This is a genomic window from Streptomyces sp. NPDC050549 (assembly GCF_040655035.1).
In the GTDB taxonomy this organism is placed as follows: Bacteria; Actinomycetota; Actinomycetes; order Streptomycetales; family Streptomycetaceae; genus Streptomyces.
Window position 1 is genome coordinate 111,710 of record NZ_JBFAJD010000022.1, and the last position, 14,964, is coordinate 126,673.

Consider the following 14,964-nt stretch of genomic DNA (forward strand, 5'->3'; position numbering starts at 1 on the left):
AGCGCCGAGTCCGGTTCGTGGGATCTATGGGTGCAGGGGTGGGACGAGGCCGGCGGGTGCGTGAGGTGGTGCGGGGCGAGGAGCGGGGTGAGACGGGGCGGGCTCGTCCGGCTCCTCTCCGCGGCGGCGGCCACGCACGCGTGGCACTCCGTACGGCCACGGCCCCGGTTCTCCTACGACCGCTGCCGCGGCGGAACCGGCCTCCGACGCGGCGACCGTGACCCCGACTGTCAGTGGGGCGTGGCAGGATCGGGGTCGTGGCAGAGACAGCATCGAAGAAGACCGACAAGACCTCCGGCGGAGACCGTCCACGGCTGATGCTGATGGACGGGCACTCGCTGGCCTACCGCGCGTTCTTCGCGCTGCCCGCGGAGAACTTCACGACCGCGACGGGCCAGCCGACGAACGCGATCTACGGCTTCGCGTCGATGCTGGCCAACACCTTGCGCGACGAGGCGCCCACGCACTTCGCGGTGGCCTTCGACGTGTCCCGCAAGACCTGGCGTTCCGAGGAGTTCACCGAGTACAAGGCGAACCGCTCCAAGACCCCGGACGAGTTCAAGGGCCAGGTCGAGCTGATCGGCGAGCTGCTCGACGCGATGCACGTGTCGCGGTTCGCGGTCGACGGCTTCGAGGCCGACGACGTCATCGCCACGCTCGCCACCCAGGCCGAGGCCGAGGGCTTCGACGTGCTGATCGTCACCGGCGACCGGGACTCCTTCCAGCTGGTGTCCGACCACACCACGGTGCTGTACCCGACGAAGGGCGTCTCCGAGCTGACCCGGTTCACCCCGGAGAAGGTCGTCGAGAAGTACGGGTTGACGCCGGCCCAGTACCCCGACTTCGCGGCCCTGCGCGGCGACCCGTCCGACAACCTCCCCGGCATCCCGGGCGTCGGTGAGAAGACCGCCGCGAAGTGGATCAACCAGTTCGGTTCCTTCGCCGACCTCGTCGAGCGCGTCGACGAGGTCAAGGGCAAGGCCGGACAGAACCTTCGCGACCACCTGGACGCGGTCAAGCTCAACCGCCGCCTCACCGAGATGGTCAAGGACGTGGAACTGTCCAAGACGGTCGTCGACCTGGAGCGCGCTCCGTACGACCGCACGGCCGTCGCGATGGTTCTCGACACCCTGGAGATCCGCAACCCCTCGCTGCGCGAACGGCTCCTCGCCGTCGATCCGGGCAGCGAAGAGGCCGACGCGACCCCGCCCGCCGAGAGCGGTGTCGCGGTCGACGGCTCGGTCCTCGGCACCGGCGAACTGCCCGGCTGGCTCGCCGACTACGGCACCGAGCCCCTCGGCGTCGCCACCGTCGACACCTGGACGCTCGGCTCGGGTTCGGTGACCGAGGTCGCGCTCGCCACCGCCGGGGGAGCGGCCGCCTGGTTCGACCCCGCCGAGGTGGACGAGAGCGACGAGAACGCGTTCGCGGCCTGGCTGGCCGACGCCGACCGCCCCAAGGTGTTCCACAACGCCAAGAGTGCGATGCGGGTCTTCGCCGAGCACGGCTGGACCATCGCCGGCATCTCCATGGACACCGCGCTCGCCGCCTACCTGGTCAAGCCCGGCCGCCGCTCCTTCGACCTGGACGCGCTGTCCCTGGAGTACCTCGGCCGCGAGCTGGCACCCGCCGCCACGGCCGACGGCCAGCTGGCCTTCGGCGCGGACGACGGCGCCGAGGCGGACGCCCTGATGGTGCAGGCCCGCGCGATCCTCGACCTGGGAGCGGCCTTCGGGACCCGCCTCCAGGAAGTCGGTGCGGCGGACCTCCTCCGGGACATGGAGCTGCCCACCTCGATCCTGCTCGCCCGCCTGGAGCGGTACGGCATCGCGGCCGACAAGGCCCACCTCGAAGCCATGGAGCAGATGTTCGCCGGTGCAGTGCAGCAGGCGGTGAAGGAGGCGCACGCGGCGGCCGGACACGAGTTCAATCTCGGCTCGCCCAAGCAGCTCCAGGAAGTCCTCTTCGGCGAACTCGGCCTGCCCAAGACCAAGAAGACGAAGACCGGCTACACGACGGACGCGGACGCTCTGGCCTGGCTGGCCAACCAGACCGAGAACGAACTGCCGGTCATCATGCTCCGCCACCGCGAACAGGCGAAGCTGCGCGTCACCGTCGAGGGCCTGATCAAGACGATCGCGACGGACGGCCGTATCCACACCACGTTCAACCAGACCGTCGCCGCGACCGGCCGCCTCTCCTCCACGGACCCGAACCTGCAGAACATCCCGGTCCGCACGGACGAGGGCCGGGCGATCCGCCGCGGCTTCGTGGTCGGCGAGGGATTCGAGTCCCTGATGACCGCGGACTACAGCCAGATCGAACTGCGCGTGATGGCCCATCTCTCCGAGGACGAGGGCCTGTTGGAGGCGTTCACCTCCGGCGAGGACCTGCACACCACGGTCGCCTCCCAGGTGTTCTCCGTCGAGGGCTCCGCGGTGGACGCGGAGATGCGCCGCAAGATCAAGGCGATGTCGTACGGCCTCGCCTACGGGCTCTCTGCCTTCGGTCTCTCCCAGCAGCTGAACATCGACGCGGGCGAGGCACGGGTCCTGATGGACACGTACTTCGAGCGCTTCGGCGGTGTACGGGACTATCTGCGGCGCGCGGTCGACGAGGCACGGGCCACGGGCTACACGGCGACGCTCTTCGGGCGCCGCCGCTACCTCCCCGACCTCAACAGCGACAACCGCCAACGCCGTGAAGCCGCCGAGCGGATGGCGCTCAACGCGCCGATCCAGGGCACCGCGGCGGACATTGTCAAGATGGCCATGCTCAAGGTGGACAGTGCCCTGCGCGAGGCCGGCCTCAAGTCCCGCATGCTCCTCCAGGTCCACGACGAAATCGTCCTGGAGATCGCCCCCGGCGAGCGGGCGGCCACGGAGGAACTGGTCCGCCACGAGATGGCGGGCGCAGTGCACCTCCGGGCGCCGCTCGACGTCTCGGTGGGAGTGGGCCCGGACTGGGAGTCGGCAGCGCACTAGCCGGTGGTGGTGCGGCGGAGGGTCGTCCCGGGCGAGCTTTTCAACTGGGCCCGCCTCGACTCTCCGCCGCAACGGCGCGCACGCACCATGGCGCATTCCCGCGGTGCCGAACTCACTTTCACCCTCTCCGGCAACGGAAACTCCCCGCACACCCCCCGCCCGACCCCCGGAGGGCCCGTCACCCGCGTGGCCCTCGCGGAGGCGCCCCCCGGCCCAGGTGACCGTAAGGATGCGGGCATGGGTATACGCATGCTCCATCGCCGGCCGGGCCGGGCACGGACGCAGGCGCAGGCAGCGGACTCCGCTGCCGCACCGGTCACGCCCCGCCCGCCGGTCCCGGCCCTCGCCGCCGGCGCAAGCACCGCCCGCATCCCCGCCGACCTCGCCATGGCCGTCCGGCACACGGCCGCAGGCCTCCGGCACCGCCTCACGTTCCGGGACGACACGGCCGTAGACCCCCGAGAACAGGCCAGACACCCGCAGGGGCCCGCCAGCACCCCCACCGGCACCCCCGTGTGGCGGCTGTGGGCCGAGCTGGGCCGCAGCTACCTGGACCTCGTCCTCAGCAGGCTCCCGAGGTCACGCTCCGTGCACACCATGACGGTGTTCATCGCGACCCCGCCGGACGGCTCTGCTCCGCGCTGACCTCGTTGGGTGCCCCGGAGGCAGCCGGGCGCCACACACGGACGCCGACGCCGTACAGCAGCACGCCCAGGACCAGCCCGGCGCCCGCCCCGAAGCACAGGGTCGGGATCAGGTCCCAGGGGCTCGCCGTCGAGCCCCAGTACGCCCACCAGCGCGAGGCCCGCTCCGACGCCCCGACGAGCGCGCAGCCGGCCAGGACGGCACCGGCCGCCCACCGGTCCCGTACCGACAGCACGGGCACCCCCACCGGCCCGGTGGCCGGAACCCGTCGTAGCGCACGCACCACGAACGCGGCGATCAGCAGCGCGCCGACCGCCGAACTGCCGTACTGGAGAGCCGAGAACAGCGGTCGGCCGCCCACCGTGCGGTCGAGGACGGGGAACAGCCGTACGCCCCACCGGTCGTGGTGCGTGAACGCGTCCCACACGACATGGGTCAGACCGCCGAGGACCGCGGAGACGTACCACCGCGCGGTCAGTGACGGGGTGGCACGCGCGCGTGGCGTGCCGCAGCGCAGGAGGGTCGCCGTCCGCGGCTGCCCGGCGCGCGGCAGCAGGGCCACCAGGGGTTCGCGCAGCAGCAGCCACAGGGCGACCGTCGTCCACGTGATGAGGACGTCGACCGTGAAGACGCCGGGGAAGGAGTGCGTGACGTTCCCGAACTCCATCGCTCCGGGGACCGCACTCGCCGCGTAGTAGGTCATGTCGGGGGCGAAGGAACCCGCCACCAGCACCGCCGGTACCAGCCGGCCGTGTCCCCTGCCGTCGCCGCGCACGGCGGGCAGTACGGCGGCGGCATGACTCAAAGTGAACGGCAACAGGGCTCCCCGTGGGGTCGTCGGCATATGGCCAGGCGGTGAATAACGGTCACCAACGGGTGCCCGTGGAAAGCAAGTTGTCGTAGGGTCGCCTGGGCCCCCACACGGGTCCACGAGCGGGCGGAGACGGAGAACAAGTACACACCATCCGATAACCACCACGAGGGCAACCTGCGGGGCGGCTCGACCGTCACAACAGGCGCAGAGGCAACAGACAAGGACGGGCGCTCGGGCGTCCCTGGGAGGGGTTCACTCCATGACGGCGCATTTCGGCAGGCGGCTGCGCAAGGGTGCGGCGACGACAGCGGTGGCCGCGGCAGCGGTCGCGGCACTGTCCGCGTCCCAGGCTCCGGCGGCGACCGGCGGCCACAGAACGCTCGCCGCCGGCCAGACCGCGCCCGGCGGGAGTGACGGAAGCACTGGTCGCAGCGCCACCGGAGACTCGCCGTACTACACGGACCTCCCGCCGCTGAGCAGTCCGATCCCCAGCCCCAGCCAGTCGCCCTCCATAGGGACCCCGGTCTCGGTGGGCGAGGCCGAGGCGGGCATCCCCGCGACCGTTCTCGACGCCTACAAGAAGGCCGAGGCCGAACTCGCCACCTCCAAGCCCGGCTGCAACCTGCCCTGGCAACTCCTCGCCGCCATCGGCAAGGTGGAGTCGGGCCAGGCGCGCGGCGGCCAGGTCGACGCGAACGGCACCACGACCTCCAAGATCCTGGGCCCCGCACTCGACGGCAACGGCTTCGCGCTCATCAGGGACACCGACAACGGCAAGTACGACGGCAACAGCCAGTACGACCAGGCCGTCGGACCCATGCAGTTCATCCCGTCCACCTGGGCCTGGGCGGGCCGCGACGGCAACGGCGACGGGGTCAAGGACCCCAACAACGTCTACGACGCAGCCCTCGCCGCCGGCCACTACCTGTGCCGCAACAACTGGAACCTGTCGACCGACGCGGGCCTGCGCAGCGCGATCCTCAGCTACAACAACTCGACGGACTACCTGAACACGGTCCTGTCCTGGCTGGAGTTCTACCGCAAGGGCACCCACTCGGTCCCGGACGGCACGGGCACCCTGCCCTCCGGCCGCAGCGACGACGGCTCCGGAGCCAACCCCTCGCCCTCGTCCTCGCCCTCGACTCCGGCCACTTCGACGCCGAGCCCGAGTCCGAGCACGCCGGGCGACACCACCAGCCCGAGTCCTTCCGCGCCGGCGACCCCGACGCCCACGCCGACGCCGACCCCCACCGACACGGTGGCCAAGCTGGCGGACGCGGGCACGGCGAAGCTCAGCGCGATGGCGGGCGACGCGTTCACCAAGAAGATCAGCACCCGCGCCCAGACCTCGGCCGGCAAGGGCGTCGCCAAGGTCAGGATCCGGTTCACGATCGTCGGGACCACGGACGCCACGTTCACCGGCGGCGAGAAGGTCGCCACGGTCGTCACCAACGCCTCCGGTGTGGCCGTCGCCCCGGCTCTGCAGGCCGGTGAGACCACCGGTGACTTCACCGTCCGCGCCACGCTCCTCGGCCGTACGATCACCGGTCTCGACTACACGGCGAGCGTCACGCCCCGGGTCGCCGACACTCTCGCCCGCACCAGCACCACCGCGCTGACCTGCACCCCGGGCGGCGAGTTCGCCGATCAGGTCGAGGCGAAGGCCACCTACGGCGGTGCGGTCGCCGACAAGGTCGCGGCCACCGCAACCCTCATCAAGGCGGCCGACGACGCCACCGAGAACGACAAGGGCCCCTACTTCAAGGACGCCGACGGCAAGACCGTCCGCACCCTCACCGGCCTGGCCACGGACGCCGACGGCCTCCTGAAGCTGCCGAAGCTGTACGCGGACGACACCACCGGCACCTTCCTGCTCCGCATCACCACCACGGGCGGCGCGACCCTCACGGTCGAACTGACCGTGGCCGCGGCGACCGACACCTCCTCGCCCAGCCCGAGCGCCTCGGCCGACCCGAGCCCGTCGGCCTCGCCGAGCGCGTAGTCCGGCCGTACGACCCTGCGAAGAGGGCGCCCCTCCGCTTCGGCGGGCGGGCGCCCTCTTCGTGTCCGCCGTCCGCCCGTCGGACGTGTGCAACGTGTTCTCATCTCGCCCGCGCGTTGCTACGGTGCCGGACCTGACGACCTATCAGTTCCAGTCCGTCGGGAGGCCCGTCATGCGTGCCCTGATCGCCGCCGCGACCGGACTCGTGCTCGCGTTCGCGCTGATCCTGACCATCACCGCGATGGGTACCCCGATGGGGAAGACCTCCCCGAAACCGCTGCTGACGACGGTGCCCGCGCATCCGTAAACGTTTGCGCAAGCGTTTGACTCCTTGAGGGGGAGGCCGAGATGCGCCGCAAGGCCAGCCTGATCCTGCTCGCCCTCGCCGTGTTCTTCACGGCGCTGTCCCCGCTGCTGCGCTGGTACGCCTTCCCGCGCCTGGCCAAGATCCCGGCGAACCAGTACCAGGACATGGTCCTGGAGGCGAAGAACGCCACCCTCCTCGACTACGACGGCCTGCGGGCCAAGACGGTCCCCAAGGTCACCATCGTGCAGACCCTCAAGGGCAACGTCGAGGCCGCCAAGAAGATCGACAAGACCGCCGGCCGGGACGTCGTCGTCTGGGACGGCCTGTCCTACGTCCAGGGCCCCGACGGCAAGATGGTCTCCTCGATCCCCGAGCGCTACATCTTCGACGCGCACACCCAGGACCCCGTCCACGCCACCGGCGAGATGGTCGACGGCGACCCGGTGAAGCGGGACGGCATCGAGTTCAAGTGGCCGTTCCTGACCCAGAAACGGGACTACGAGTACTTCGACGCGCAGACCCGCACCACCAACCCGATCCACTACAAGGGCACCCAGAACTTCCGCGGCGTCAAGGTCTACTACTTCGAGCAGACCATCCCGTGGACCAAGGTCCCCCTGCCGAAGACGATGCCCGTCAAGGGCATCACCCCGGAGGACGTCGCCAAGACCGGCACCACCCGCTGGTACACCACGGTCCGCAAGTTCTGGGTCGAGCCCGTCACCGGGGCGCCGGTCTACGGCGAGGAGATCCACAAGGAGGAACTGCGCGGCGGCACCCTCCTGGGCGGTCGCGCGAAGGTGACGGCGTTCGCCGGCGACGTGAAGATGCGCGAGGACTACATCAAGCACACCGTCGCCCTGGTGAAGTCCAACCGCACCCTCGTCCTGCTGATGGTCTCCTACCTCCCCTGGGGCTTCCTGAGCCTCGGCCTCCTCCTGCTGGCGCTCTCCCTCTACCTGGAGGCCCGCAGCAGGCGCCCCGGCGACCCCGCCCCCGCCGAGATCCAGGAACCGGAACCGGTCACCGCCTGAGCCGCGCGTTGGTGAACCGCGTGGCCTCGGCGGTCGCCGGGTCCTCGGGCCACGGATGCTTCGGATACCGCCCCCGCAACTCGGCGCGCACGCCCCGGTACCCGTCCTTCCAGAAGGACGCGAGATCGGCGGTCACGGCGGCGGGCCGCCCGGCCGGGGACAACAGATGCACCAGCACCGGCACCCCGGCGACCTTCGGCGACTCGTGGAGCCCGAACATCTCCTGCAACTTCACGGCCAGCACGGGCTGTTCGGCATTCCCGTAGTCGATCCGGACCCTGGACCCACTCGGCACGGCAAACCGCTCCGGAGCCAGCTCGTCCAACCTTCCCGCGTCCCCCGAGGCCCACGGCAACAACCGCCGCAGCGCCTGCCCCGCCTCGATCCGCCCCAGATCGCTCCGCCGTCGGGCGCGCCCCAACTCGGGCTCCAACCACTCGTCCACGCGCGCGTGCAGCGCCTCGTCGGACACGTCGGGCCACGGCGCCCCGACGTTCAGACGCAGGAACGCGAGCCGCTGCCGCAGCACTTGGGCATCCGCGGACCACCGCAACAGCCCGAGCCCCTCCTGTCGCAGCCCTTCAACAAGCGCGTCCCGTACGGCAAGGGGGTCGGCGTCCTTGAGCGGCCGTACCGCCAGCTCGACCGCCCCGAGCCGCTCGACGCGCCGGGCCACCACGTCACCGCCGGCCCAGTGCACCTCGTCCACCTCGCTGAGCAGCGCCCCGGCCGCGAACCGGGCGACGTCCTGGTCGACGACGGTGCCGAGCTGCACGCGCGCGTGTCCGTTGCCGATGGGCCGGTCGGCTGCGGCGACGGCGATCCAGGGGGCGCCGCGGAGGGGGCTGTTGTCGCGGAGTCCGGCACGGGTGCCGGAGACGAGGAGGTAGGAACCGCCGTCGGCCTTGGCGATGCGCTCGGGGAAGGCGAGGGCGGCGACCAGGCCTACGAGGGTGTCGTCGCTGTTGACGTTCACCTTCGCAAGAGGGGAGTCACGGGTGGCCGGTTGGGAAAGCTCCGCCCCCACGGCTCGCAGCCGCCGAACCTCCGCACGCCACCGCGCGGAGTAGGCGTCACCCCCACGCCGGGCAAGCCGCAGGGCCCCGGCAAGATCATCGCCGTACTCCCGCGGAGCCTCCTCGCTGAGCAGCGCGACAACCTCCGCACCCGCCGCCCCCGTGTCCAGCAACGCCCGGCCCAGCCGAGGATGCAACCCCAGCCGAGCCAACCGAACACCCCGGGACGTGGCACGCCCATCGGAGTCGACCGCGCCCACGGCGGTCAGCACACCCCGCGCCGCGGCCATCGCCCCGGAGGGCGGCGCGTCGAGCAACGCCAGCCCCGAAGCCCCGGGATCCCCCCAGCACGCCGCCTGGAGCGCGAACGCGGTCAGGTCGGCCACTTTGATCTCCGGCGCCGGGAAACGCGGCAGACGCGCGTCCTCGGCCTCCGCCCAGCACCGGTACACGGCCCCGGGTGCCTCCCGCCCGGCCCGGCCCGCCCGCTGCCGTCCGGCCGCCTGCGAGGCACGTACCGTCGCGAGCGCGCTCAGCCCGCGCGCGTGATCGACCCGCGGCTCCCGCGCCAACCCGGAGTCCACGACCACCCGGACCCCGGGAACCGTCAGCGAGGACTCCGCCACGGACGTCGCCAGCACCACCCGCCGCCCCACTCCGGGAGACAGCACCGCGTCCTGTACGGCGGCCGGTGCCCGCCCGTGGACCTGGAGCACCTCGATGTCGCCGAGGTTCCCCAACTGCCCGGCGACACGGGCGATCTCGCCGACGCCGGGCAGGAAACACAGCACGTCCCCGTCCCGCTCGGCCAACGCCCGCCGCACCATGGACGCCACGTGCGTGAGCAGCGCCGGATCCACGCGCATCCCGTGCGGCGGCCGTACCGGCCGTGCCGGGGGCGTCCACACGACCTCCACCGGGTACGCGACGCCCTCCGCCTCGACCACCGGTGCCCCGCCCAGCAGCCGGGCCCAGCCCTGCGCGTCGGTGGTCGCCGACGCCGCGAGCAGACGCAACTCGGGCCGCAGCGCCTCTCGTACGTCGACCAGGAAGGCGGCCACGGTGTCCGCGTCCAGGTGCCGTTCGTGGCACTCGTCCAGGACCACGGCGTCGACGCCCGTCAACTCCTGGTCCCGCTGCAGGCGTTGGAGCAGCACTCCGGTCGTGACGACCTCCACGCGCGTGTGCCGTCCCACGACCCGCTCACCGCGCACGGTGTAGCCGACGCTCTCCCCGGCCTTCTCGCCCAGCAGCCACGCCATCCGCCGGGCCGCCGCCCGCGCCGCGATCCGCCGCGGCTCGGCGACGACCACCCGTCGCGCGGGCCCCTCGCTCCCCCTGCCGAGCAGCCCGGCCAGCGCGAGCGGCACCAGCGTCGTCTTGCCGGTACCGGGCGGCGCGACGAGCACCGCGGCACCGCCGGCCTCCAGGGCGGCGTCGAGTCCGGGCAGGGCACTGCGGACGGGCAGCGCGTCGAGGGCGTCGTAGCGGATCACGTTCCCAGTGTCGTACGGCTCGGGAAGCGGCCTCTACGCGCGCGTGCCCGTGTTCCGTCAGTCCCGCCCGCGGTCGCGTTCGCAGACGTAGATGGCCGTTCCCGGGATCAGGTTGCCGCGCAGGGGCGACCAGCCGCCCCACTCGGCGGTGTTCCAGGAGGGCCACTCCGGCTCGACCAGGTCCACCAGGCGAAGGCCCGACGCCACGATGTCGCGGATGCGGTCGCCGAGGGTGCGGTGGTGCTCGACGTAGACCGCGCGGCCCTCGTCGTCCTGCTCGACGTACGGAGTGCGGTCGAAGTAGGAGGCGGAGACCGTGAGTCCCTCGGGGCCCGGCTCGTCGGGGAACGCCCAGCGGATCGGGTGCGTGGCCGAGAAGACGAACCGGCCGCCGGGCCGCAGCACCCGGTGCACCTCGCGCAGCACCAGGGCCGGGTCGGCGACGAACGGCAGCGCCCCGTACGCCGAGCACGCCAGGTCGAAGGACTCGTCCGCGAAGGGCAGCGCGCCGGCGTCGGCGCACACCAGAGGGAACGATCCGCCGATCCGCAGGGCGTGCTGGAGCTGGCGGTGGGAGAGGTCCAGGGCCACCGGACGGGCACCCTGGGCGGCCAGCCAGCGCGAGCACTGGGCCGCGCCGGCGCCGATCTCCAGGACGTCCTTGCCCTTCAGTTCCTCGGCCGGGCCGAGGAGTTCGGCCTCCACCTCGTCGAGGCCCTCGGGGCCCCACACGAACCGGTCGTCGCCGAGGAACGTGCCGTGCTCGACCTGGTAGTCGTCCGCGTTCCGGTCCCACCAGCCGCGGTTGGCGCGGGAACTCTCGGTGACGTCGGCGTCACGTCGGGTGGCTTCCGGTTCGAACGTATCGGGCTCTTGGATGATCGGCTCCCTCGTCGTACTCTTCCGTCACCTCTACGGTGCGGCTGTTCCGGTGGCGTCACTGAAGGGGTGCGTCAGGCCTGCGTGGCCTCGCGGGACACGTTTTGTGCCGGGTATGCGGCGATCCGCCCCGGGTGTGCGCCTTCGCGCATTGACCCTGCCTGGCTGCCCCCGTATGCTACAAGTTGCGCTGCGGGCCTGCGCACCTCAGACGTAGCAGGTTGCGCTCGCATCTGTATGTATGTCCCCTCGGTTTTCGAGGCGCCACCGGACACCTGGTGTTCCGGATCGGCGCTTCCTTGGCTGTCCGGCCTTCTGCAGAGCGAAGCGAAAAAGGCTCTCGGCGTGAGCAGTACCTACGACTTCAATGTCCGTACCGGAGCCCTTTCCCACATGACGAGCAGCACCGAGACCACCGCCACCACCCCGCAGGTAGCGGTCAACGACATCGGTAACGAGGAAGCCTTCCTCGCCGCGATCGACGAGACGATCAAGTACTTCAACGACGGCGACATCGTCGACGGCGTCATCGTGAAGGTCGACCGGGACGAGGTCCTGCTCGACATCGGTTACAAGACCGAAGGTGTCATCCCGAGCCGCGAGCTCTCGATCAAGCACGACGTCGACCCGAACGAGGTCGTCAAGGTCGGCGACGAGATCGAAGCCCTTGTTCTCCAGAAGGAGGACAAGGAAGGCCGCCTGATCCTCTCGAAGAAGCGCGCCCAGTACGAGCGCGCCTGGGGCACCATCGAGAAGATCAAGGAAGAGGACGGCATCGTCACCGGTACCGTCATCGAGGTCGTCAAGGGTGGTCTCATCCTCGACATCGGCCTCCGTGGCTTCCTGCCGGCTTCTCTCGTCGAGATGCGCCGTGTCCGCGACCTCCAGCCCTACGTGGGCAAGGAGCTCGAGGCCAAGATCATCGAGCTGGACAAGAACCGCAACAACGTGGTCCTGTCCCGCCGTGCCTGGCTGGAGCAGACCCAGTCCGAGGTCCGCCAGACCTTCCTCACGACCCTCCAGAAGGGTCAGGTCCGCTCCGGCGTGGTCTCCTCGATCGTCAACTTCGGTGCCTTCGTGGACCTGGGTGGCGTCGACGGTCTGGTCCACGTCTCCGAGCTGTCCTGGAAGCACATCGACCACCCCTCCGAGGTTGTCGAGGTCGGCCAGGAAGTCACCGTCGAGGTCCTCGACGTCGACATGGACCGCGAGCGCGTCTCCCTGTCGCTGAAGGCGACCCAGGAAGACCCGTGGCAGCAGTTCGCCCGCACCCACCAGATCGGCCAGGTCGTGCCCGGAAAGGTCACGAAGCTGGTTCCGTTCGGTGCGTTCGTCCGCGTGGACGAGGGCATCGAGGGTCTGGTGCACATCTCCGAGCTGGCCGAGCGCCACGTGGAGATCCCGGAGCAGGTCGTCCAGGTCAACGACGAGATCTTCGTCAAGGTCATCGACATCGACCTCGAGCGTCGCCGGATCTCGCTGTCCCTGAAGCAGGCCAACGAGTCCTTCGGTGCCGACCCGGCCTCGGTCGAGTTCGACCCGACGCTCTACGGCATGGCCGCGTCGTACGACGACCAGGGCAACTACATCTACCCCGAGGGCTTCGACCCCGAGACCAACGACTGGCTCGAGGGCTACGAGACCCAGCGGGAGGCGTGGGAGCACCAGTACGCCGAGGCGCAGCAGCGCTTCGAGCAGCACCAGGCGCAGGTCATCAAGTCGCGCGAGGCCGACGCCCAGGCGGCGGCCGAGGGCGTCGACACCCCGGGTGCGGCTCCGGCCGCCGCCGGTGGTGGCGGTTCGTACTCCTCCGAGGGTGCGGACACGTCCGGCGCCCTGGCTTCGGACGAGGCGCTCGCTGCCCTGCGTGAGAAGCTGGCCGGCGGCCAGAGCTGATCACCTGAGCAGTAGCTCTTGAACTGAGGGGCCGTACCTTTCGAGGTGCGGCCCCTCGGTCGTTTCCCCGGCCTTGCAGAAACATGTGAGATACATCAGTAACTGCCGTGCCGTAACCGGCCGTTGGCACGCTTCCCCGGTCATTCATGATCGGAGAGGGGAGCCGGACCATGGCAAGCAACCAGAGCCGACGTGCTTTTCTGCGGAACGTGGGCGTCACCGGTGGCGCGGGCACCATGTTCGCCACCATGGGGGCCCTCGGGCTCGCTCCCACCGCGCAGGCCGCCCAGCGGGAGCAGCCCTTCCGCGCCCTGAACGCAAGCGACTTCACGCTCACCGGACGCGGCGCGGCCAAGGTCGTCATCGTCGGCGGTGGCATCGCCGGACTGGCCACGGCGTACGAACTGGGCAAGGCCGGCTACGACTGTACGATCCTGGAGGCCAGGGACCGTACCGGCGGCCGCAACTTCACCGTCCGCGGCGGCGACACGACGACCGACCTCTACGGCAACCGGCAGACCGCCCGCTTCGCCGACGGCCACTACATGAACTGCGGTCCCGCGCGGATCCCGCAGTGGATGATCACCCTCGACTACTGCCGTGAACTCGGCGTCCCCATCCAGGTGTTCACCAACGTGAACGCGGACGCGTACATCTACAACGAGTCCGCCGGCATGACCAAGCCCGAGCGCTATCGCACCGCCAAGGCCGATGTCTACGGCTATGTCTCGGAGTTGCTCGCCAAGGCCACCGACAAGGGCGCCCTGGACAAGGAGTTGACCGCCACCGACCAGGAGCGGCTGGTCGAGTTCCTGAAGGACTGGGGCGAGCTGGGCGACACGCTGAAGTACACGGGCGGTGAGCGGCGCGGGTACACGACCGTACCGGCCGCCGCGGGCACCCCTGGTGTGCTGCTCGGTGACGTCCCGACCGCCTCCGAGGTCCTCGCCAGCGGTGTCGGCCGCTACTTCTCCTTCGAATTCGGCTTCGACCAGGCCATGTTGATGTTCCAGCCGGTCGGCGGCATGGACCAGATACCGAAGGCGCTGACCCGGGCGATCGGCGCACATCGCATCCGTACCGGAGCGGCCGTCTCGAAAATCACCGACAAGGGGAGCGGCGTTTCGGTCACCTACACCCAGGGAGGCCGTACGAAGGTGGTCGAGGCCGACTACTGCGTCGGCGCCCTGCCGCCCAACATCCTCGCCAAGATCCCGCACAACCTCGGCAGCGGCGTACAGGCCGCACTGGAGGCGATCACCCCGTCGTCCGCCGCGAAGATCGGCCTGGAGTACAAGTCCCGTTGGTGGGAGCTGGATCACCGGATCTACGGCGGCATCACCGAGACCGACCAGGACGTCACCCACATCTGGCACCCTTCGTACGGCTTCCATGGTGAGCGGGGCGTCCTCATCGGGTACTACAACTACGACGACAACGCGGACTCGTACGCCAAGCTCACCCCGAAGGGGCGCGAAGAACGGGCGGTGGCCGCGGGCGTGAAGATCTACGGGGAGAAGTACCGCAGCGAACTGGCATCGTCCTTCTCCCACCACTGGCGTCAGACGCCCCACCTGGAGGCCGCGTGGCACGACACCCCCGGCGGCCCCGACGACGTCCGCTACAAGCCGCTCAACGAACCCACGGGACGCGTCTACTTCGCCGGCGACTGGCTCAGCTACACCGACGCCTGGCAGCACGGCGCGTTCTCCTCCGCCCGCAAGGCCGTGACCGCGCTCCACGCGCGCGTGCTGTCTTCATGACATGGACGCCCTCCTGGTGACGCAGGGGAGCGGCGCATGAAAAGCCCGTAAGAGGTGCCTGATCAGGGGCATGGGCGGGAATGCCCATGCCCTGTGGGGCGTTGTGCAGTACGAACACGAGGAGGAGC

At 70.4% G+C, this 14,964-nt stretch carries 10 protein-coding genes; 7 read left to right on the forward strand and 3 right to left on the reverse strand.

The genetic code is table 11. The annotated features are described in order from the left end of the window. The first annotated feature begins 257 nt into the window (after window positions 1–257). Both polA and AB0I51_RS29000 read left to right on the forward strand, forming a co-directional pair. On the forward strand, window positions 258–2,984 hold the full coding sequence (polA, locus tag AB0I51_RS28995; RefSeq protein ID WP_362980050.1) for a DNA polymerase I: 2,727 nt from the start codon (window positions 258–260) through the stop codon (window positions 2,982–2,984). Between the two features lie 237 nt (window positions 2,985–3,221). Then, the gene (locus AB0I51_RS29000) at window positions 3,222–3,629 is read left to right on the forward strand and encodes a hypothetical protein (protein ID WP_362980052.1); all 408 of its coding nucleotides are present in this window, start codon (window positions 3,222–3,224) and stop codon (window positions 3,627–3,629) included. Here the strand turns inward: AB0I51_RS29000 and AB0I51_RS29005 are convergent. Beyond that, window positions 3,592–4,446 carry a DUF4184 family protein gene (locus tag AB0I51_RS29005; RefSeq protein ID WP_362980054.1) on the reverse strand — a complete coding sequence of 285 codons (855 nt, stop codon included), beginning with the start codon at window positions 4,444–4,446 and terminating at the stop codon, window positions 3,592–3,594. The genes AB0I51_RS29000 and AB0I51_RS29005 overlap by 38 nt on opposite strands. Window positions 4,447–4,702: 256 nt before the next feature. Between AB0I51_RS29005 and AB0I51_RS29010 the strand changes: the two genes are divergently transcribed. From AB0I51_RS29010 to AB0I51_RS29020, 3 genes are all read left to right on the forward strand, one after another. Beyond that, window positions 4,703–6,445 carry a lytic transglycosylase domain-containing protein gene (locus AB0I51_RS29010; RefSeq protein ID WP_362980056.1) on the forward strand — a complete coding sequence of 581 codons (1,743 nt, stop codon included), beginning with the start codon at window positions 4,703–4,705 and terminating at the stop codon, window positions 6,443–6,445. Window positions 6,446–6,617: 172 nt separating this feature from the next. After that, a complete protein-coding gene (locus tag AB0I51_RS29015; RefSeq protein WP_362980058.1) occupies window positions 6,618–6,752 on the forward strand; it encodes an SPW_0924 family protein in 135 nt (44 codons plus the stop codon). A gap of 41 nt (window positions 6,753–6,793) precedes the next feature. Further along, on the forward strand, window positions 6,794–7,786 hold the full coding sequence (locus AB0I51_RS29020; protein WP_362980059.1) for a DUF3068 domain-containing protein: 993 nt from the start codon (window positions 6,794–6,796) through the stop codon (window positions 7,784–7,786). Here AB0I51_RS29020 and hrpB read toward each other — a convergent pair. Both hrpB and AB0I51_RS29030 read right to left on the reverse strand, forming a co-directional pair. Then, window positions 7,776–10,298: an ATP-dependent helicase HrpB gene (gene hrpB / locus AB0I51_RS29025; RefSeq protein ID WP_362980061.1), complete on the reverse strand. Its 2,523-nt coding sequence runs from the start codon at window positions 10,296–10,298 to the stop codon at window positions 7,776–7,778. The genes AB0I51_RS29020 and hrpB overlap by 11 nt on opposite strands. Window positions 10,299–10,355: 57 nt before the next feature. Beyond that, window positions 10,356–11,177, reverse strand: coding sequence for a class I SAM-dependent methyltransferase (locus tag AB0I51_RS29030; RefSeq protein ID WP_362980140.1), 822 nt, complete (start codon window positions 11,175–11,177; stop codon window positions 10,356–10,358). A gap of 393 nt (window positions 11,178–11,570) precedes the next feature. Here AB0I51_RS29030 and rpsA point away from each other — a divergent pair, with 393 nt between their 5' ends. Continuing rightward, on the forward strand, window positions 11,571–13,073 hold the full coding sequence (rpsA, locus tag AB0I51_RS29035) for a 30S ribosomal protein S1 (RefSeq protein WP_019067645.1): 1,503 nt from the start codon (window positions 11,571–11,573) through the stop codon (window positions 13,071–13,073). 236 nt (window positions 13,074–13,309) lie between these two features. Continuing rightward, window positions 13,310–14,836 carry a flavin monoamine oxidase family protein gene (locus AB0I51_RS29040; RefSeq protein ID WP_362980142.1) on the forward strand — a complete coding sequence of 509 codons (1,527 nt, stop codon included), beginning with the start codon at window positions 13,310–13,312 and terminating at the stop codon, window positions 14,834–14,836. Window positions 14,837–14,964 lie beyond the last annotated feature (128 nt).

Bases quoted from the DNA above. Each gene is read 5' to 3' on its own strand.
- AB0I51_RS29000 (WP_362980052.1), top strand. From the start codon at position 3,222: ATGGGTATACGCATGCTCCATCGCCGGCCGGGCCGGGCACGGACGCAG.
- AB0I51_RS29010 (WP_362980056.1), top strand. From the start codon at position 4,703: ATGACGGCGCATTTCGGCAGGCGGCTGCGCAAGGGTGCGGCGACGACA.
- AB0I51_RS29015 (WP_362980058.1), top strand. From the start codon at position 6,618: ATGCGTGCCCTGATCGCCGCCGCGACCGGACTCGTGCTCGCGTTCGCG.
- AB0I51_RS29020 (WP_362980059.1), top strand. From the start codon at position 6,794: ATGCGCCGCAAGGCCAGCCTGATCCTGCTCGCCCTCGCCGTGTTCTTC.
- rpsA (WP_019067645.1), top strand. From the start codon at position 11,571: ATGACGAGCAGCACCGAGACCACCGCCACCACCCCGCAGGTAGCGGTC.
- AB0I51_RS29040 (WP_362980142.1), top strand. From the start codon at position 13,310: ATGTTCGCCACCATGGGGGCCCTCGGGCTCGCTCCCACCGCGCAGGCC.